The 19,395-nt window shown below is 73.6% G+C and carries 19 protein-coding genes; 6 read left to right on the top strand and 13 right to left on the bottom strand.

The window, feature by feature from the left end:
- Window positions 1-24: 24 nt before the first annotated feature.
- The 4 genes from ACI791_RS07195 to ACI791_RS07180 all read right to left on the bottom strand — a co-directional run bounded on the left by ACI791_RS07195 (window position 25) and on the right by ACI791_RS07180 (window position 3,346).
- Entirely contained in the window at window positions 25-669 is a 645-nt protein-coding gene (locus tag ACI791_RS07195; RefSeq protein ID WP_456585426.1) for a response regulator, read from the bottom strand.
- Complete coding sequence (locus tag ACI791_RS07190; RefSeq protein WP_456585425.1) at window positions 666-2,099, bottom strand: sensor histidine kinase; 1,434 nt, start codon at window positions 2,097-2,099, stop codon at window positions 666-668. The genes ACI791_RS07195 and ACI791_RS07190 overlap by 4 nt, the downstream gene beginning before the upstream one ends.
- Window positions 2,100-2,258: 159 nt before the next feature.
- A complete protein-coding gene (locus ACI791_RS07185; RefSeq protein WP_456585424.1) occupies window positions 2,259-3,005 on the bottom strand; it encodes a hypothetical protein in 747 nt (248 codons plus the stop codon).
- Window positions 3,002-3,346, bottom strand: a complete 345-nt coding sequence (locus ACI791_RS07180) for a YrdB family protein (RefSeq protein ID WP_456585423.1) — start codon at window positions 3,344-3,346, stop codon at window positions 3,002-3,004. The genes ACI791_RS07185 and ACI791_RS07180 overlap by 4 nt, the downstream gene beginning before the upstream one ends.
- Window positions 3,347-3,501: 155 nt before the next feature.
- On the opposite strand from ACI791_RS07180, the gene ACI791_RS07175 reads away from it, so the two are divergent.
- From ACI791_RS07175 to ACI791_RS07155, 5 genes are all read left to right on the top strand, one after another.
- Window positions 3,502-4,614: a sensor histidine kinase gene (locus tag ACI791_RS07175; RefSeq protein WP_456585422.1), complete on the top strand. Its 1,113-nt coding sequence runs from the start codon at window positions 3,502-3,504 to the stop codon at window positions 4,612-4,614.
- A complete protein-coding gene (locus tag ACI791_RS07170; protein WP_456585421.1) occupies window positions 4,611-5,270 on the top strand; it encodes a response regulator in 660 nt (219 codons plus the stop codon). The genes ACI791_RS07175 and ACI791_RS07170 overlap by 4 nt, the downstream gene beginning before the upstream one ends.
- Window positions 5,271-5,460: 190 nt before the next feature.
- Window positions 5,461-5,925, top strand: a complete 465-nt coding sequence (locus ACI791_RS07165; RefSeq protein ID WP_456585420.1) for an SRPBCC family protein — start codon at window positions 5,461-5,463, stop codon at window positions 5,923-5,925.
- Window positions 5,922-6,314 (top strand): DUF4260 family protein, encoded by a 393-nt coding sequence (locus ACI791_RS07160; protein ID WP_456585419.1) that lies wholly within the window; start codon window positions 5,922-5,924, stop codon window positions 6,312-6,314. The genes ACI791_RS07165 and ACI791_RS07160 overlap by 4 nt, the downstream gene beginning before the upstream one ends.
- The gene (locus ACI791_RS07155; RefSeq protein ID WP_456585418.1) at window positions 6,311-6,811 is read left to right on the top strand and encodes a TetR/AcrR family transcriptional regulator; all 501 of its coding nucleotides are present in this window, start codon (window positions 6,311-6,313) and stop codon (window positions 6,809-6,811) included. Before ACI791_RS07160 ends, ACI791_RS07155 begins: the two co-directional genes overlap by 4 nt.
- A 144-nt stretch (window positions 6,812-6,955) precedes the next feature.
- Here ACI791_RS07155 and ACI791_RS07150 read toward each other — a convergent pair whose 3' ends face one another.
- The 3 genes from ACI791_RS07150 to ACI791_RS07140 form a co-directional block, all read right to left on the bottom strand.
- A complete protein-coding gene (locus tag ACI791_RS07150; RefSeq protein WP_456585417.1) occupies window positions 6,956-7,303 on the bottom strand; it encodes a hypothetical protein in 348 nt (115 codons plus the stop codon).
- A gap of 137 nt (window positions 7,304-7,440) precedes the next feature.
- Window positions 7,441-8,109 carry a response regulator gene (locus ACI791_RS07145; RefSeq protein ID WP_456585416.1) on the bottom strand — a complete coding sequence of 223 codons (669 nt, stop codon included), beginning with the start codon at window positions 8,107-8,109 and terminating at the stop codon, window positions 7,441-7,443.
- Entirely contained in the window at window positions 8,106-9,299 is a 1,194-nt protein-coding gene (locus ACI791_RS07140) for a sensor histidine kinase (RefSeq protein WP_456585415.1), read from the bottom strand. Before ACI791_RS07140 ends, ACI791_RS07145 begins: the two co-directional genes overlap by 4 nt.
- A 139-nt stretch (window positions 9,300-9,438) precedes the next feature.
- Here ACI791_RS07140 and ACI791_RS07135 point away from each other — a divergent pair, with 139 nt between their 5' ends.
- Window positions 9,439-11,085, top strand: a complete 1,647-nt coding sequence (locus ACI791_RS07135) for a histidine kinase (RefSeq protein ID WP_456585414.1) — start codon at window positions 9,439-9,441, stop codon at window positions 11,083-11,085.
- 52 nt (window positions 11,086-11,137) lie between these two features.
- On the opposite strand, the gene ACI791_RS07130 is transcribed toward ACI791_RS07135, so the two are convergent.
- From ACI791_RS07130 to ACI791_RS07105, 6 genes are all read right to left on the bottom strand, one after another.
- Window positions 11,138-13,672 (bottom strand): ABC transporter permease, encoded by a 2,535-nt coding sequence (locus ACI791_RS07130; protein ID WP_456585413.1) that lies wholly within the window; start codon window positions 13,670-13,672, stop codon window positions 11,138-11,140.
- Window position 13,673: 1 nt separating this feature from the next.
- Entirely contained in the window at window positions 13,674-14,477 is an 804-nt protein-coding gene (locus ACI791_RS07125; protein WP_456585412.1) for an ABC transporter ATP-binding protein, read from the bottom strand.
- Between the two features lie 494 nt (window positions 14,478-14,971).
- Entirely contained in the window at window positions 14,972-16,174 is a 1,203-nt protein-coding gene (locus ACI791_RS07120) for an MFS transporter (protein WP_456585411.1), read from the bottom strand.
- Between the two features lie 428 nt (window positions 16,175-16,602).
- Window positions 16,603-18,435, bottom strand: coding sequence for a BTAD domain-containing putative transcriptional regulator (locus ACI791_RS07115; RefSeq protein WP_456585410.1), 1,833 nt, complete (start codon window positions 18,433-18,435; stop codon window positions 16,603-16,605).
- Between the two features lie 85 nt (window positions 18,436-18,520).
- Window positions 18,521-18,736 carry a tautomerase family protein gene (locus ACI791_RS07110; protein WP_456585409.1) on the bottom strand — a complete coding sequence of 72 codons (216 nt, stop codon included), beginning with the start codon at window positions 18,734-18,736 and terminating at the stop codon, window positions 18,521-18,523.
- A 266-nt stretch (window positions 18,737-19,002) separates the two neighbouring features.
- Complete coding sequence (locus ACI791_RS07105) at window positions 19,003-19,326, bottom strand: type II toxin-antitoxin system RelE family toxin (RefSeq protein WP_456585408.1); 324 nt, start codon at window positions 19,324-19,326, stop codon at window positions 19,003-19,005.
- Between the last annotated feature and the right edge of the window lie 69 nt (window positions 19,327-19,395).

The following is a 19,395-nucleotide window of genomic DNA, read 5'->3' as shown; positions in this document are numbered from 1 at the left end:
TCGGGAACTTCGCGGACGGCGGCGTCAGACCGGCGGGCTGCCGAGCCCGGCATCACGGCCGCGCGCGACCGCCTCGGCGCGGGTGGCCACCTGGAGCTTGCCGAGCACGGTCGAGACGACGTTGCGCACGGTCTTGCGGGAGACCGACAGCCGCTCGGCGATCTCGCCGTTGTCCAGACCGCGGGCCAGGAGTTCCAGCACCTGCCGCTCCCGGTCGGTCAGCTCCGGGAACGGCCGCGGCGGCGCCGCGGACCCGGCGAAGAACGCCGAGATGCGGCGAGCCACGGGCGCGCCGAACACCGCCTGTCCCTCGGCCACCAGCCGGACGGCGTCGACGATCTGGGTGCCCGGCGCTTCCTTGAGCACGTAGCCGGCGGCCCCGGCGCGGAGCGCGGCGTAGACGGATTCGTCCGCATCGCTCATCGTCACCACCAGCACCGCGACGTCCGGGTGCCGGACGGACAGCCGGCGCGCTGCCTCCAGCCCGCCCATACCCGGCATGAGGAGGTCCAGCACCACCACGTCGGGCGGGTCGGCGGCGCACTGCTCGAGCAGCTCCTCACCGCTGCCGCACTCCCCGGCGATCTCGATGCCGGGGGCCCTCGACAGCACCGCCCGGACGCCGTCGCGGAACGTCGGGTGGTCGTCGACCACCAGGACCCGGGTCATCCGGGCCGTTCCTCTCCGGGGGAGAGCGGCAGCTCGGCCACCACGACGGTGCCACCGCCGTCCCGCGCCCGGACGTGGCAGCTACCACCCGACTCCTCTGCCCGGGAGACCATGCCATGCAGCCCCAGACCGCCGGGGCGCTGTTCGACCCCACCGACGCCGTCGTCGGTCACCGTCAGCCGCAGTGACCCGGCGTCGGCTCGCAGGTCCACCTCGATCCGGGCGGCGCCGGCGTGACGGACGGCGTTGGTCAGCGCCTCGCACCCGATGCGGTAGGCGGTGACCTCCGTGCCCGCCGGGAGGTCCGGCAGGTCGCCGGCCCGCACGACCGCACCGCCCCCGGCCACCCGGTCGGCGTGTACGCGCAGGGCGCCCACCAGGCCGAGCTGGTCGACCGCACTCGGGCCCAGGCCGTCGACGATTCGGCGGACCTCCACGGCCGACTCCCGCAGCCGGCGCCCGGCCTGCGCGAGCGCCGCCTGCTGTGCGTCGTCCACCTCGGCGGTCAGTCCCTCGAGCTGGAGACTCAGGCCGGCCAGCTCGGGTGCCACCCCGTCGTGCAGCTCCTGCCGGATCCGTCGCCGTTCCTCCTCGCGGGCGGCCCGCATCCGTCGTTGCTCGGCCCGCTCCGCCTCGCGCACCGAGTGCGCTTGCGTGTCCACCACGATCGCCAGCGGAAGGACCGACAGCCCGGCCGCGGTGGCGACGTCGGGCCACGGGTAGCTCAGCTGCCCGAACGCGAACGTGGCAAGGACGAAGGCCGCGCTGCCGACGAGGGCGGCCGTACCGCCGGGGCGGGGCCGGCGCACGCGCTCGACCGCCAGCACCACCACGGTGAGCGGGGCCAGGACCAGTACCACGACCGCGATCAGGGCGCCGCCGACTTCGCCGATCAGTGGCAGCGACGCGATCCCCAGCGGGTTGCCGACGTCGGTGGCCTCGTTGACCGGGCCCGGTGCGATGGCGGAGCCGAGGGTGATCAGCCCGGTGAGCACGAGGGCCGCCATGGCGACCGCGCGCGCCGCGGCTGAGGACGGCCGGCCACCCGGGTAGACCAACGGAAGCACCGTGGGCAGCAGCAGGTACGGCGTCCACGCCCAGGCCGTGATCCAGGCGGAGAGTGTGCCCACGGGGCCCAGTGCCCCGTCGAGCGCGTCGAGGTCGGCCAGCCCCGTGCCCAGTGCGGCCAGCGACAGGCAGCCGGCCAGCAGCAGGAGGGCCCCCACGGGCCGCGCGCCGCCCCGGGACAGGAACCAGGCTCCGACGACGGGATAAAGCAGCGAGGCCCAGACGTCGGCCAGGTAGATCTCGGCCACGTCGGCCCGCACGGCCGAGACCTGAGCGTGCAGCACGAAGGCAGCCACCACCGCGGCTGCCGCGCCGACGGGGACCAGCCACGGCAGCGCCGTGCGGACCGGTGGGTGTGCCACCGCGCCATGGTGGCCCGCCCGCTGCGCCCTGACCAGTACCCGGTCGGTGGGCGCCTGCTTCGCGCATACGCCCCGGTCAGCACGGGTGCCGGCACGACGTTTCGCACGCCGAGCCGGTCCAGAACGGCTTCGAGGCGGCGGGCGGCGCCGGGCCGTGCGTCATGGGCGACTCGGTCGCCGGAATCGGGCGGGCCCCGGCCAGGGCAGTCGACGGGACGCCTGACCGCCATCGGTCGATCGATCCGACGTCGGCGGGCGTTCCGTTCGGCACCGGGATCGCCGCCACGCGGCGATCCCGGTGCCGCCCACGACGAGGAGCAGCATCGGCAGGCTGGCGTAGAGCGTCGCCGTCAGGAGCGGCGACGCGACGACGAAGGAGATCGCGCCGGCCAGGAGCAGCGGCGCGAGCGCCCATGCCGCGACGACCAGCCACCGCTGGCCGAGCCGAGCTCGCCGCGCCAGAACGGTCGCGGCGACGGTGAAGACGGCCAGCGCGATCAGCTTCACGCCGTCCACCCGGTCGATGGCCTCCCGCAGCGCCGAGCTCCGTTCGGGGCCGCCGCCGTCGAGCCCCGCGACGAGCACGACGAACAGTGCGGCCTGTGCCCAGGACGACACCGCCGCGGCCCCACCCGCGATGAGGACAGGACCGCGGCCGCCGATCGGATGGGCGGCCAGCCGGACCAGACCGACGGTCAGCACCGCCAGGGCGGCACCGGCCGCTCCGTGCACCAGCAGCGACTGGACGAGCGCGCCGAGCCGGTGGTCGGCGATCTGTTCGTGCACCTCGACAGGCGAGGCCCCGGCGGGAGGAGCAGGGGCTGCGAGGAGGCCGATGACCCAGGCCAGGACGTAGGTGACCGACGCGGCTGCCGCCCAGCGTCCGATCGCGGCAGGGGACCTCACTGCTCCCACCAGGCCATCAGCGCCGCGTTGGCGGCAGCGGCGACGCCGAGCGCCCCGGCCAGCTGCGGCCTGCCCGTAGCGATGAGGGCAGCGACGGCCACCCCGAACACGGCCAGTTGGACGGCCAGCTGCGCGGGCGCCGGGACCTGCACGGTGGCCCGTGGCGAGGCGAACAGGCCCCACACCACGGCGGCGACCAGCGGCGCGCCGAGCCCGGCCAGCACCCGGATGCCGGATGAGGCGGAAGACTGCAGACCCCAGTACGCCAGCGCGCCCAGTGCGCTGAGCTCCAGGGCGAAGCGGGCGGCCAGGTTGGCGCCCTGTAGTGCGCTGAGGACCATGTCGGCTCCTTCTCGAACGGGATGGCAGGAGCCTGGCCGGGGCCGCGGCTGCCCGTCGTCGGCGTCCGGGTGGAGCCTGCGATCTCCACCCGACAGGCTCGGGATCCACCCGGAGGTGGATCCCGCAGAGACGGCGGACCTGGCACTGTCGTCGGGTGCAGGTTCGTACCAGGTTGCTGACCTCGGTCGGCTTCGCCGTCGTCGCCTTGGTGGTCGTGGCCAACGCCGCCGGCGCCGTCGGCTTCGGCGTCAGCGGTCCGGCGGCCCAGGTCACCACGGCCACCGCGGCGTACGCGGTGGCCGCCGGGCTGTTCCTGCTGTGGGCGCACGCGCCGCGCCGCGCCGTGATCCTCCTGCTGGTCGCGATGGCGGTCGCCGCCACGGCCGTCCGCAACGCCGACCCCGACGGGCCGGTGGTGGCACTCTTCCTGATCACGGCGTTCGCGCCGCTCCGCCTGCCGGTTCGCGAGGCGGCAGCGGCCGCGGTCGCCGCGGCGCTCCTGTTCAACCTCGAACAGGTCCACAGCGCAGAGTCTCCCGCGTTGTTCGTCCTGGTCACCGATGGCGGCGCGGCGTTCTTCTTCCTCATGGGGTGGCTGCTGCGCCGCGAGCACGAGCAGCGCCAGGAGCTGGAGGTCACCCGGGACGCCGAGCGGGTGGCCGCGGCGCTGGCGGAGCGCTCCCGGCTGGCCCGGGAGATGCACGACGTGCTCGCCCACACGCTCTCCGGCTTGACCGTCCACCTCGAAGGTGCCCGCCTGCTGGCCCGGGCCGGTTCTGCGGCTCCCGAGGTCGTCACGGCGCTGGACGACGCCCACCAGCTGGCCCGGGCCGGTCTCTCCGAGGCCCGGAGGGCCGTCGCCACGCTGCGGGGCGACGAGCTCCCCGGCCCCGAACTGGTGCCTCAACTGGTCGAGGAACACCGCCGATCCGGCGGCAGCTGCACCCTGACGGTCAGCGGGGACCCCGTCCCGCTGGCCCCCGACGCACGGCTCGCGGTGTACCGCACCGTGCAAGAAGGGCTGAGCAACGTCCGCAAGCACGCGCCAGACGCCACGGCCGAGGTCACCATCCGATGGGCCGGCACCGCGGTGGTCGCCGTCGTCCAGGACCGCGGCGGGGCGCCGGCGGGGGAGCCCGCGTCCGCTCCGACCGGGTACGGCCTCACCGGCATCGCGGAACGGGCGGACCTCCTGGGTGGACAGTTCCGCGCCGGGCACGGCGACGAGGGGTTCCGCGTCGAGCTCGCCGTCCCGGTGGCCTCGTGACCGTTCGCGTCCTCGTCGTCGACGACCAGCGGGTGGTGCGCGACGGGCTGGCGGTGCTCCTGGGCCTGCTCCCCGGCATCGAGGTGGTCGGCAGCGCCGAGGACGGCGAACAGGCGCTCCACGCCGTGGGCCGGCTCTCCCCCGACGTCATCCTGATGGACCTGCGCATGCCTCGGATGGACGGCATCGAGGCCACCCGACGCCTCCATGCCGAGCGCCCGGCCGTAGCCGTCCTGGCGCTGACCACCTATGCCGACGACGAGTCCGTGGTGGGCGCCCTCCGCGCAGGCGCGCGCGGCTACCTGACCAAGGACGCGGGCGCCGACGAGATCGCCCGGGCCATCGCGGCGGTGGCTTCCGGGCAGATGGTCCTGGACACCGCCGCCCAGCTACGGGTCGTCGAGAGCCTCGGCGGGGGGAAGCCTGGCGTTGGGACGCCGGCCATCCGGTCCACACCCGACGGCCTCACCCAGCGCGAGGCAGAGGTCCTCGGCCTCATCGCCCAGGGCCTGTCCAACGCCGAGATCGCCGCACGACTCGTCCTCAGCGAGGCCACCGTGAAGACCCACGTCAACCACATCTTCGCCAAGACCGGCGCCCGCGACCGCGCCCAGGCCGTCGCCTACGCGTACCGCACGGGGCTCGCCCCCCGCTGAAGTCGCCGTGCGCCCCGTGAGTGTGCCGGTCGACCAGCGCTGCCCGAGCTGTGCGAGGCCGGCGCCTGCGCCCCCACCTCGCGGCCTGACCGGTGGTCGTGCGGCTCGGCCGACGTCCCCCTTGACACTGGCTAACATGGTTAGCCATCATTCGGATAACAGCGTTAGCCATCCATCGGAGGAGGTATCAATGCGACAGCTGAGCGTGACCACGGCCATCGACGCGACCCCGACCGTGGTCTGGGACGTACTCATCGACACGGCGGCCTACGCTGCGTGGAACCCGTTCATCCCCGAGGTCCTCGGGGCATTGGAGCCGGGCCAGCGGTTGCGGGTCCGCATCACCCCTCCGGGGGGCAAGGGCATGACCTTCCGGCCCGTAGTCACCACGGTGGTGCCGGGGCGCGACCTGGCGTGGCTGGGGCGCGTCGGGCTACCCGGGATCTTCGACGGCGCCCACTCCTTCGCCGTGAGGCCGCGTCCGGGCGGCGGCACCGAGTTCACGCACAGCGAGGTCTTCCGCGGGCTGCTGGTGCCGGTGATGGGCGCAGCGCTGCGGCGCACCGAGGCGGGCTTCGCGGCGATGAACGACGCGCTGCGCGACCGTGCGGAGGAGCTCGCCAGTCGGCCTTCGTCCGCGGGTGGTGTCCGATGACTGCGAGCGGCCACGTCCGCCGGCGGGCCATCGCGGCGGATCGCGCCGCCTACCTGTTCCTGGGGCTGGCCGTGGCCGGCTCGGTCGTCGCCGTCGACGGGTTCTCCTGGCAGTTGTGGGTCTTCGCGCTGGCACCGGACCTCCCCCTCCTGGCCGGCGGTGGGCGCGGGCTGCGGCCAGGCCAACTGCATCCGCGCGCCGTCCTCGCCTACAACGCGACCCATCACCTGGCCGGGCCCCTGGCGCTGACGGCGCTCGGGGGCTTGTGGCTGGGGACGACCGGGGAATCCGGTGCCCTGGTGGCCGGCGCGGCATGGCTGGCTCACGTCGCCTTCGATCGAGCCGCCGGCTACGGGCTGCGCAGCGGATCAGGCTTCCAACGGTCATGAGTCGGCGGAACGAGATCCTGGCGGTGGCCGAAGCCCTGCTCGTCGCCGAGGGCCCCGACAGCGTGACCATGCGGCGGCTGGCCGCCGAACTGGGCATCCAGGCGCCCTCCCTCTACAAGCACGTGCGCGGCAAGGACGACATCGAGGCGGGCCTGCAGGAGCGCGCCCTGCGCAGCATGGGCGAGGCGCTCAGCGTGGCCGGCCCGCAGATCCCCGACCTGGCGCTGGCGTACCGGTCCTGGGCCCTGGCACACCCGCGGCTGTACGAGCTGGCCACACGCCGCCCTCTGCGACGGGGTGAGCTCGGCGCCGGCGTCGAGGCGGCGGCCGCCGCGCCGCTCCTCTCCGCAGCAGGGGGTGACGAGCACGTCGCCAGAGCACTGTGGGCGCTGGCTCACGGACTGGTGGACCTGGAACTCGCTGGGCGCTTCCCGCCAGGCGCGGACATCGACCGGACGTGGCAGACCGCAGTGGCCGTGTTCCTCCGCGACGCCTGAGCCGGTCCCGCCGAGAGCCCGATCCGGCACAACCCGGCGGCAACGTCATGGCCGGCGCCTCGCTGCCCGGGGGGTTGACGTACGAGCGGCGGATCTCCTTCTCGGTCAGTGGTCCCATCGGTGGACCTCCTCCGCATGCCCAGGTCAGCGGCGGGGGGTCAGCCGCGCGGCCAGCGCGGCGGCGTCGTCGTGGCCGATGAGGAGCTCGTCGTAGCGGTGGCCCTGCAGGCGCAGGCGCAGGGTCGGCTGGCCCCGGCGGACGTCGACGAAGCGTCGAGCGCCGCGGCCGCGCCAGGTGCCGATCTTGCGCCGGCCGGGGATGGCGAGGCCCGGCGCGCGCACGCCGCGGGCGGCAGCCAACCCGTCGGTCACGACGTCGGCGCTGATGATGGCCGAGCGCGGAACGACCTGGTCGCGCAGCAGGCCGGCGATCCTGCTCGCCAGGGGAAGGCGGACGGTGAGCGCGTCGGCGGACACGTGGATCGAGGTCATCAGGGCCTCCGGTGTTCGGGCCGGGGCCACCTGCCCCGCTCGTCCTCGACGCTAGGGACGGGAGCGGGGCGAGGCGTCATCCGCCGGTCTCGTCCTGCGCTCCTCCAGGAGGAGGAGGTGCGAGGGCGTTCTCGTCCTCACGACCCCGACGGCGTGACGAGGCCGCGCTCGTAGGCGAGGACGACGGCCTGCACCCGGTCGCGCAGCCCCAGCTTCATGAGCAGGTTGCTGACGTGGGTCTTCACCGTCGTCTCGCTGAGGAGCAGTTCGGCGGCGATCTCGGCGTTGGAGAGGCCGCGCGCGACCAGCAGCAGGACCTGGTGCTCGCGGTCGGTGAGCTGGGGCAGCGAGGGCATCGACGTCGCGGCGGTGGAGATGGGGAGGTGCCGGGCGAAGCGGTCGAGCAGCCGACGGGTGACCTGCGGTGCGATGACGGCGTCGCCCCGGTGGACGACGCGGACCGCGTCGACGAGGTCGTCGGCGGGGGCATCCTTGAGCAGGAACCCCGACGCGCCTGCCCGCAGCGACTCGACGACGTACTCGTCGAGGTCGTAGGTGGTCAGCACCAGCACGCGCGGCGGCGAGTCCAGCCCGCTCAGCCGGCGGGTGGCCTCGACGCCGTCCATGCGCGGCATCCGGATGTCCATGAGGACGACGTCGGGCTGCAGTGCCCGGACCTGGGCGAGGGCGACCTCGCCGTCGGCGGCCTCTCCGACGACCTCGAGGTCGGGCTCGGTCTGGAGAATCAGGCGGAAGCCCGTCCGCAGGAGCGGCTGGTCGTCCACGAGCAGCACGCGGATCGTCATGACGGGCTCCGATCGAGGGGGAGGCTGGCGGTCACGGTGAAGCCGCCGCCGGGGACCGGGCCGGCGGCGAGCGCTCCGCCGTAGGCGTGGACCCGTTCGCGGAGCGAGGCGAGGCCGTGGCCGTCGGGCGGTGAGTCGGCCAACCGGGTGAGGGCTCCCCGGCCGTCGTCGGTCACCCTCAGGGACACGCTGCCGTCGCTCCAGTCGAGGGTGATGCGGGCGGCGGCCCGGCCGGCGTGCCGGCGGATGTTGCGCAGCGCCTCCTGGACGACCCGGTAGGCGGTCAGAGCCACCCCCGGGTCCACCTGGACCGGTGTGCCGTGGTGGACGAGCTCGACGTCCACTCCTTCGGCGCGGGCCTCGTCGACCAGCGCGTCGAGGTCCCCGAGCCCGGGTTGGGGACGCAGGTCGGCGACGTCGTCGGCCGGCCGCAGGACTGCCAGGATCCGCCGCATCTCGGCGACCGCCTCGTGTCCCGCGCGTTCGGCCTCGGCCAGCAGTTGGTCGGCCGTGTCGGGATCGCCGCGCAGCAGACGGCGGGCAGCAGTGGTCTGCACGGTCAGGGCGGTGATGCCGTGGGTCACGAGGTCGTGCATCTCCCGGGCGATGGTGGCCCGCTCGTCGACCTCGACCGCTCGTGCGCGGGCCTCTCGCGCCTGGAACAGGGCGCGGTTGCGTTCCTCCCGCCCGGCGTTCTCGGCGCGGCGGCTGCGAACCGACCAGCCGACAGCCCAGACAGCGATGATCATGAAGGTGTTGTTGACCCAGTCGGTGACCGTGGGCTCCACCGGGCCGGCGACCAGAAGCCAACCCACCAGCAGGTAGACGCAGACGGCGGCCGGTGCGCTCACCGACACCGGTCGTCGCGCGGCGACGGTGTAGAGCACGAGGAGCGGTGCGTACGTCGCCACGCTCTGCGGGTAGCCGAGGTGCAGGGGGGCCAGGGCAGCCGCGGACGCCAGCACCACCGCCGGGATCGGCCACCGGCCCCGCACAGCGACCGCGGCGCCCGCCAGCGCCGTCAGCCCCGCGCCCAGCGCGTCGAGGTCACGGTAGTCGAAAGCCACCGTGTCCGGCGTCAGCCAGAGCGACAGGACGCCGAGCACGGCCACCAGCACGCCGAGAGCCGCGTCGAGCCGGGCGGCATGTCGCCCGGTGAAACCCGAGACCGCGGCGGCCAGTCGCTGCACGCGGTCACGTTAGGACAACTGGCAGCCGGGCCCCTCCTTCTCCAGGACCGGTCCGCCGCAGGTCCTCCTCCCCGCGGAGGAGCGCCGGCGCGGCGATCCGGGCGCCGCAGTCGCTTCTCGGTCGCTAGCCTCTCCAGCCGTGGCGAGCCGCGAGAGCACGGTTGCGCAGGCTGACGGGCAGCGGCCGGACCCCGGCGAGCTCGTCGGTCCTGCTGACGACGCCCCACTGCCGCGACCGCGGAGCGCTGACGACGCCCGGCCGGCGTCCGACAGCGCCGCCGTCCTGCGCGGTCTGGGCCTGGACGCCCTGGTGGAGATGCTGGAGACCTCCGGCTACGGCGTCTGCGTGACCGGCGACGACCACAGCTGGGTGTACCTGAACCCCACCGGCTGCCGGCTCGTCGGCCGGCCGTTCTCCGAGCTCCAGGGGGAGGACTACCTGCTGTCCTTCGCGGAGCACGAACGTGCCTACCTGCTCGCGCTCGAGCACGACCAGCGCGAGGGCGACACCGGCTTCTACGCCAACACCGTCGTCCGTCCGGACGGCAGCGAGGTGGGGATCACCTGGTCGGGATCGGTGCTGCACGCCGACGGCAAGGAACTGGCCCCAGCCATCTTCCACCCGACCTTCGGCCTCGCGCGCACCGATCAGGACGCGGTCGTCCTCGGTGCCGCGGCCGCCCGCATCGCCGAGGGCGGGTCGGTCCGGGACGTCCTCGGCAGCCTCGCCGAGGAGGCGGTGGCGCGGTCTCGCGCGGTGGCGTGCCTGGTGCTGGTCGAGTGCCCCGACGGGCGGCTCGCGCTGCTGGCGGGCGCGGGGCTGCCCGAAGAACTGCGCGAGGCGGTGTCGGACGCCGACCTGCGGCTGGCCGATCTGCCCGCTGGCGAGTTCCTCACCGCCGGACGGCTGATGCTGCTGTCCGACGGGAGGACCCGGCTGGCGGCGTCTGCGTCCACCGCCGTCATCACGGAACTGACGGACGACCTCGACTGGGAGGGATCGGTCAAGGTCCCGCTGCACCGGGGCGGGATGGTCGTCGGATGCCTGGTCCTGCTGCTGCCTCGCACGGTGACGGCAGCCACGAAGGGAGAGCTGACCGCCTGGTCGGCCCTGGGGGCGCATGCGTCGGTGGCGCTGGCCGAGGAGCGGCTCCGCGAGCAGGCCATCGCGCACGCCGCCGAACTCGAGCGGCACCGGCTCGGGCGGGACCTGCACGACTCGGTCAGCGCGGCACTCTTCTCCGTGCACGCCCGCGCGCAGGCGGTCCGGCGCGCGCTGCGCGCCGGTGCGCCGGAGGTCGTCGAAGAAGCCGCGCGTGACCTGGAGGCGTTGTCGCAGCAGGCCATCTCCCAACTGCGGGCCATGGTCACCGGCATGCGCGAGGAGGCGTCGGCGGAGGACCTGGCCGTCGCGCTGCGGGAGCTGGCAGGGACCTGTACGACGCGGGACGGCCTGCCGGTCGACGTGCGGACGACCGATGCGGTGCCGCCGGTCGCCGCTGGGACGAGCGAGCACCTGGTGCGCATCGCGGGGGAGGCGCTGCACAACTGCGTGAAGCACGCGGATGCGTCGGCTGCGGCCCTGTCCCTGGACGTGCGTGGAAAGGAGCTCGTCCTCACGGTCACCGATGACGGCTGTGGCTTCGATCCGGCGGTGGGCCGGGTCGGCGGTCACGGGCAGCGGACGATGCGCGAGCGGGCGCTGCTGTGCGGCGGCACCCTCCACGTGCACAGCGCGCCCGGCCGTGGGACGCGCGTCGTCGTCCGCGTCCCGGTGTCCGGCTGACGCACGACCGGAGGGGCGCCGCGGCTGCGGGGCGCCCCTCCGTCCACCGCCGTCAGGCGGTGGCGATGGCGTCGAGCACCTTCATCCGTGCCGCCCGCCGCGCCGGCCAGACCGCGGCGAGGACGCCGATCAGTGCCCCGAGGGCCAGGAAGAGCACCAGACGTCCGCCCGGGACCACCAGCTCGGTGATGCCCTGGTCCGACAGCGCCCTCGTGAGGCCGATCCCCAGCAGGGCGCCCAGCGCCAGTCCGAGCGACGAACCGTAGACCGAGATGAGCACCGACTCCAGTCGCACCGTCCGGCGCAGCTGGCCGCGGGTCATGCCCACCGCCCGCAGCAACCCGATCTCCCGGGTCCGCTCGAGCACCGACATCGCCAGGGTGTTGACGATCCCGAGCACGGCGATCAGCACCGAGAGCACCAGCAGGGCGTTGATGAGCATGAGGATCTGGTCCACCTGCCCCTTCTGCTCGCCGGCGAACTCGTCCCTGTCCTTGAGGGTGACGACCGGGTAGGGAGCGATGGCGGTCTCGATCGCCGACCGCACGGACTGCGCGGGCGCTTCCTCGGCGACGTCGAGGTAGAGGTACCGGTCGAGCTCGGCGCCGCCGGTGGCGACGAAGGTCTCCAGCGACACGACCGCCGGTCCCACCGCCTGGTTCACGGCGAAGATCCCTCCGACGGTCAGCCGGGCGGCCTGGCCCGTGGGCGTCATCATCTCGACCGTGTCACCGACCGCCCATCCCGAGCTGCTCGCCGTCGACTCGTCGACCAGCAGACCTGCGGCGGCCAACTCGGCGCCGCCCCCGGCGGTGTAGTCGAGTGCCAGCGTCCGGTCCAGCGTGCGTGCGTCCACTGCGGCGACCAGTGTCTCCTCTCCGCCCAGCAGGGCCGAGCCGAACCGCACCGCGGTCACGGCGTCCACACCCTCGACCGTCCTGAGCCGTTCGGCGACCTCGGGGGTGAAGGGCTGCCCCACCGCAGTGGAGACGACGAAGTCCGCGCGCACCGCCGCTCCGACCAGCTTGTCGACCGAGGCGTTGGCCGAGGCGCCGAGGATGCTGAACGCAGTGACCAGCGCCAGCCCGACCATCAACGCGGACGCGGTCGCCGCGGTCCGCCGCGGGTTGCGTGCGGCGTTCTGCCGGGCGAGGTGGCCCGTCGTCCCCCACACGCGGGGAAGGACCGCGCCCACGGATCGGGCGAACGGCCGTGCCAGGACGGGACTCAGCACGATGGCCGCCATGACGAGGCACAGCCCGCCGACCCCGACGAGCTGGGCGGCGGCCCCACCATCGGCCAGGACGCTCCCGCCGAGCCCGGCGACACCGGCCACGGTCGCCGCCGCGCCCGCGAACGTGCGCCTGCGCAGCGAGCGCTCCACCGTGACGTGGTCCTCGCGCATCGCCGCGACCGGCGGCGTGGCCGCGGCCCGGCGGGCCGGCACATAAGCCGCGATCAGCGTGACCAGGATCCCGACGGCGTAGCTCCAGGTGATGGTGCTCGCCGAGAGGACGAGGCTGCCGTCCAAGGTCAGACCGATCGTCGAGAACAGGGCACGCAGCGCCGTGGCGATGCCGAACCCGCCCAGCACGCCCAGCGTCGAACCGAGGACACCGAGGACCAGCGCCTCGACGAGCACCGACCGGGTGACCTGACCGCGACCGGCCCCCAGCGCCCGGAGGAGGGCCAGCTCCCGCGTGCGCTGCGCCACCAGCATCGAGAAGGTGTTGAGGATGATGAAGGAGCCCACGAACAGAGCGATACCGGCGAACGCGGTGAGCAGCACCGTGATGAAGGACAGTCCCTCCTCCAGCGCCGCGGCCTGCTCGTCGGCCTGCTCCTGCGCCGTCGTCACCTCGTAGTTCCCACCTACGGCTGCCGCGATCCGGTCCCGTACCTCGTCGCCGGAGACGCCGTCGGCGACGAGCACGTCGATGCCGGTGAAGTCGTTCCCGAGCCCGAGCATCTCCTGGGCGGTGGCCAGCTCGAAGGCGGTCAGCGACGCGCCGGCGAGGCCGCCGTCCTCCCCGAAGGTGAAGATTCCGACGACCTCGGCCTCCATCCGTGGTCCCGGGGTGAGCAGGGTGACCCGATCGCCGACGGTGTAGCCGAGGTCCTCGGCGGTGGCCCGGTCGAGGGCCACCTCGTCGTCTCCCGCGGGTGCCCGTCCGTCGACGAGCTCGCTCGGTGACAGCTCACGCTGGTCGAACCAGCTGACGCCGACGCCGGGCGCGCCCCCGGTGTCGAGCACCGCACCGTCCTCGTCCAGGACGTAGACGCCCTCGGTCTGGACGTAGCCCCCGGCCGCGGCGACGCCGTCGACGGCGCGAACCTGCTCGACCAGACCCGGGGGCAGTCGGTCGATCCCTCCGCCGGGGCCGGTGATGCCCGCTTCGAACGCTGCTGCGGGGCGCACGCTCACGTCTGCCGCCGTGCTCTCGAACAGCGCGGTGAAGGTGCGGTCGAGGGTGTCGGTGAAGATCATGGTGCCGCTGACGAAGGCGACGCCCAGGACGATGGCCATTCCGGAGAACGCGAGCCGCAGCTTGTGCGCGAGCAGGCTCCGCCACGTGGTGCGCCACATGTCAGATCCCCTCCGCGGCGCGGGGGCCGGCGGGGTCGAAGGCCTTCATGCGCTCGAGGACCCGCTCGGCGGTGGGCTCGGCCATCTCGTCGACGATGCGACCGTCGGCCAGGAACAGCACTCGGTCGGCGTAGGAGGCCGCGGACGGGTCGTGGGTGACCATCACGACGGTCTGGCCCAGCTCCCGCACGGACGTGCGCAGGAACGCCAGCACCGACGCGCCACTGCGGGAGTCGAGGTTCCCCGTCGGCTCGTCGGCGAAGACGATGTCCGGCCGGCTCGCGAGCGCCCGTGCGCAGGCGACGCGCTGCTGCTGGCCGCCGGACAGCTCCGTCGGCCGGTGCCCCAGCCGCTCCCGCAGGCCCACGGCGTCGATGACGCCGTCCAGCCAGGCGCGGTCGGGGGTGCGGCCGGCGATGTCCATCGGCAGCGTGATGTTCTCCAGCGCGGTCAGCGTGGGCAGCAGGTTGAAGGCCTGGAAGACGAATCCGACCTTGTCCCGCCGGAGCTGGGTCAGTCCCTTGTCGTCCAGGCCGCTGATCTCGGTGTCGCCGATCCAGGCCCGCCCCGAGGTGAGGCCGTCGAGACCGGCCATGCAGTGCATCAGCGTCGACTTGCCCGACCCCGACGGTCCCATGATCGCGGTGAACTGCCCGCGGCGGAACTGGACGTCCACGGCGTCCAGGGCGACGACCCGTGTCTCACCGCTTCCGTAGACCTTGGTCAGCGCTGCTCCACGAGCGGCGTGTGCCTGGGCGACCGCCGGCGCGTCGGCTGCGATCGTCGCCTGGTGGACCGTTGTCACGATCCCTCCTCAAGGGTCCGTGGGATGCCGCACCAGCTGCGGCGCCATGAACTCTGGAGTGGGGGCGGCGTTCCGCCATCAGTCGGACGAAGGGACCCGCGGTGGGTCGCGAGGACGAGACGGGCGCACACCTCCTTCCCGAGGAGGAGGCCTGAAGACCGTGGGGGTTCAGCTCGGTGTCCGAGGGGCGACTCCCTCCATACGCACCGGCCTGGGCAGTGATCGTTCGTGGCGATCCATGGTCCTCGGCGCTGGGGTCACCGCTCGCAGCCGCTCGGCAGCGTCGCCGGCGAGCACGCCCTTCGCGGCCGCGTGGGCACCGCGACGTGGGAGCCGTTCCACCAGCGTCCCCGGCGTGGGGGAGGGGCGCGGTGCACACGGCCTTTCTGGAATTGATCGGAACGCGGTGCGCCGGTCGGACGCCCCGTGCCCGTGGCACCTCGAGGAACGCAACGCACGCCGCCGGCACCGGTGTTGCGTGTGCCGGCCGGCGGTCACCGGCTTCGCGCGGAAGAGAGGGTCCTGACGCGGCGCATGGCGAGAGCGCCGAGGGCGGGGCCTGGGGCGAGGATCAGGAACGCGTACTGCCAGCCGACGCCCTCGGCCAGAAGCGCGACCAGCTGGATGCTGAGCACGGTGAGGGCGAACCCGATGGCAGTCTGGGCGCTGAGGGCGGTGCCGACGAAGCGGCGGTCGGCGACTTCGGACAGCGCGGTGGAGAACACGCCGGAGTCGGCGATCACCGAGGCGCCCCAGATCGCGCAGAAGACGGCCAGCACGGGTGCCGGGGCGAGGAACGCCAGGGGTGACAGCAGGCAGCAGGCGCCGCTGACCGTCAGGGCGGTGACGGCCGCCGCGGAGCGCCCGAACCGGTCGGCCGCCCATCCTCCGAGCAGGCACCCGGCCAGGCCGAACAGGCCCATGGTGACGAACACCAGGATCTGGGAGTAGGAGCCGAACTCGGCCGACGATGCGGCATGGAGCACGAACGACGGGAGCCAGGTCCACAGCGCGTACAGCTCCCACATGTGCCCGAAGTAGCCGAGGTTGACCAGCCGCGGCCCGGGCCGGGCGAACATCTGCAGCGCGTACCGGGGGTGCAGGCTGATAGGGCCGGTGGACAGGTGCGGTCCCGGGCGGACCGCGGTGAGGGCCAGTACGGCACCGAGCAAACCTATTCCGGCCGTCGCCTGCAGCACTCCACGCCAGGGCAGGGTCACCAGCCCGCCGATCAGATGCGGGAGCGTCGAGCCGAGAGTGAGCGCGCCGATGAGCATCCCCATGGCCAGGCCGCGGTTGCTGCTGGACGCCCACGAGGCCATCAGCTTGATGCCCACCGGGTAGACGCCGGCGAGGAACACCCCGGTCAGGAACCGCAGGACCAACGCGACGGGAAGTCCGTCGGCGAGGACTGCCAGGCCGAGGGTGGCCAGGGCGGCGAGCGCGGCACTGGCGGCCATGAGGACCTGGGGCGGGAACCGGTCGGCGAGGTTGAGCACCGTGGAGACCAGCGCTCCGGTGACGAAGCCCAGCTGGACGGTCCCGGTGAGCCAGACCGCTGCAGCGCTGGAGATCCGCCACTCGGTCTGCAGGCCGGGAACGACCGCGGAGACGGAGAACCACACGGCCAGGCCGAGGACCTGAACCGCTGCAATCGCCGCGCGCTGCGCTCCTGGTGTCATGAGCACGGCGTTCATCCCGTCGCGAGCTCGGTCGATTCGGTCGTGCTGGCGGTGAGACGGTCACCGGCCGCTGGGTGGCCCTCGGGGGCACCGGCGTCGGTACCGTCGTCGAACGGTATCGAGGGGCGCTGTCCGCCGTCCTGGTGCCGACGCTCGCCGGCTGGAACTACCCGGGGGGCTCCCCAGAAGCTCCCCTCCGGGGAGTACTCGAGACGGCGCTGGATCGGCTGTGCGGAGCGCGAGTGGCCGGCGCGGCAGGGGCGGTGCTGGTCGCGTCTGGGGCACGTCGCACCGGCGCCGGCCGCCTGCGGGCGAACGCGCCCGCGGTGACGCCATCGTCTCGCCGGCGCGCCGTCCTGGCCGTCTGCACCGGGATCACCGCACAGCCGGCGTCGTCCGGACCCTCGTCAGCGAGGACGTCTGCATCCCCGGGACGCACGCTGTCAGGGGCGTCCGGTGGCGTCGTCACGACGGCTCCTCGGCCGGGCGGAGTGTCCCGCCGGACTCTCCATCTCGGTACGGATGCGCGCATGGAGGGCGGGGGAGTCGACCTCCGCGGCCAGGGCGCGGGCGGCGGCGAGTGCCTGGTGCGAGCCGGCCCGGGCGCGGTGCAGGTGCGCGCGGACGAGCAGCTCGCGCATGTTCCCGCGGCCGGCGAGCCCGGCCAGCCGGTCGATCAGGACGCGGGCCGCCGCCGCCCCACCGGCGCGCAGAGCCAGCGAGCAGGCCCGGTCGAGGAGACGCGCCCGCGGCCATAGGTACCACGGTAGGGGCGCCAGACCGCGCTCGACCCAGTCCTGGGCCGAGGACGGCTGCCCGGCGGCGATGGCCAGTGAGGCCTGGCCGTGCGCGACGGTCGCCATCCAACAGTGGTCGCCGCTCTCCGTGGCCAGGACCCACGCGTGCTCCAGCAGCTCACGCGCGGTGGAGAGGTCCCCAGTTTCGATGGCCGCCTCGGCGCGGAAGGCTTGCGGCCAGGGCTGGAACGCCGTCCAGCCCTGGTCGTCGACGATCTCGAGCGCCGCGTCGAGCGGCGCGGTGGCACGGGCGGGCTCCCCCCGGAGCACGTGAAGTCGGCCGACCATCGACAGGCACCAGGCTTCCTGCCGGAGGTCGCCGACGGTGCGGGCGAGGCGCACCGCGCTGGTGAGGCTCGACAAGGCCCCCGCGTAGTGAGCCCCGTCGGTCAGACACATCCCACGGACCCCGAGCAGGCGGGCACGTTCACCGTCGTCGGTGGCGAGCCGTTCGCCTTCGTCGAGCGACACCAGGGCGCGGTCGTGGTGGCCGTGCTGCAGGGCCAGGAAGCCGAGTTCCCGGCAGGCCGCTGCAGCGAGGTCGGGCGCTTCTGTCCGGCGGGCGCAGGCCGCGGCGTCCTGCAGGAGAGCACGCACCGCCGTGCCGCGCTCGCCGGCGCCGTGCACGCGGGCCCCGGCCAGTGCCACGAAGGCGGTTGCCTGCAGGAGCGGGTCGCCGAGGTCCACCGCGATCGCCGCCGCGCGCTCGAGCTGCTCGATGCCGCGGTCCACGGCCCCGGCCGACAGGGACGCCTTGCCCATGTCCAGGAGGGACCGCACGGCCGCCGGACTGGTCCCCGGGTGCTGTCGCGCGGACGTCGGTCGCGCCGCGGCCAGCACTTCGGCGGGCGGTGCGCACCCGAGCTCGCGACGGAAGAGGTCGGCGCAGCGCAGGGCTTGTCGTCGGGCGCCCGGGTGGTCCCCGGCCGCGGCGAGGCTACGGACCAGAACGGCGTGGTGGTCCGCATTCAAGGGGTCCATCGCCACCACCCGTGCCGCCAGGCCGGCAGCGGCATGGGCGGCACCGGCTGCCAGGAGTTCCAGTGCCCTGTCCACGAGCACCGTCTCACTGCAGGAGGTGATCCTGCACCGTTCCGCCTCGAGCCATGCCTCGAACGCCGGAGCGTCGGGTACGGCCACCCCCTCGAGCAGTTTCTGCCCGATGCCCTCGAGCGCGAGCGCCTGCGACGGGTTGCCCTCCGTCAGGATGCGGACGTCGATGTCACAGTGCAGTGCCGGGGTCAGGACCAGTGGATCGCCGTCGAGGGACGCAACCCCGCGCATGGTGTGCCGCAGCTCGGAGAGGTTCCAGCGCAGGGCGCGAAGGGGATCGACAGCCTCGGTGAACAGCAGCGAGGCGAGCTGTTGGCGAGACGGCGCGCGTTCGGTCAGCAGCAGGTAGGCCAGCAGGGCCCACGCCTTGTTGCCGCGCGGGGCGGGCGCCGGGCTGCCGTCACAGATCACGCGAGGTCGGCCCATGAGCCGGACAGCAGTGGACATGGTGACCCCCAATACCGGTGACCGTAGGCCAGCCAACCCGTCCCGTGCGGTGTTCGGGCGGCGGCTACACGCCGGCGAGGGCCTTCACGTCCGCAGTCGTGAGGCACTTGCCGCCGATGCCCCAGTCACCGCTGGCGACCTCCTCGACGACCACCCAGGTGACCCCCCGCATGGCCTCCCCTTCGATCGCCACCATGGCGTCGGTGAGGCGTTCCACCATGGACTGCTTCTGGTCGGACGTGAAGACGCCCTCGATGACCTTGACGTTGACGAACGGCATGACGTTCTCCTCGGTTCGGGCCGCCCCGTTGTGCGGCTGGCCAGACCGTCCCGCCGGGGCGTGTGAGGACCCGTTTGACATGGGGTGGCGTCACCGACTCGATCGAACCGTCCGGACAGCACGTGCACCGGTCGGTGCGGGCTCCGGCCCGCCCGGACGCGTCCTGAGGGACGGGGTTCGCGGCCGGGGCCGCGGGACCTCGCTGCTGTGTCCGAGGGGCGACACGGTGGTTCCCGCACACGCCTGCGCCGGTCGTGACCTGGCGGTCAGCGGTAGGCGTCGGCGCGATGCGAGATGCGCACGACCCGGACCAAGACCTGGTCGTCGTGGATGGAGTAGATGACGCGGTACTGGCCTCGTCGTGCGGACCAGTAGCCCTCGAGCTCGAAACCCAGCGGATTGCCGACGCGGTGGGGATCCGTGGCGAGCGGTCCGTAGAGGAAGTCGACGACCGCACCTGCGACCGGCTCGGGGAGGTCGAGCTCGATGGCCCGCTCGGCGGCTGCCGAAGGACGACGACGGTGTAGGTCCGGGGCATCCGACCCGCCGTGCAGCAGCTGCGTGCCCGGACTTCCGGGAGATCGCGTCACGGGGTCCGCGGCCTCGCCGCACACGAGACCGTCCCCGCCGAACGAGCACCTCGAGGCATCGGCGCACGT

The organism is Blastococcus sp. SYSU DS0973, assembly GCF_054051055.1.
Note: the sequence above shows the minus strand (reverse complement) of the source record. Positions and strands in the feature narration are given on the sequence as shown.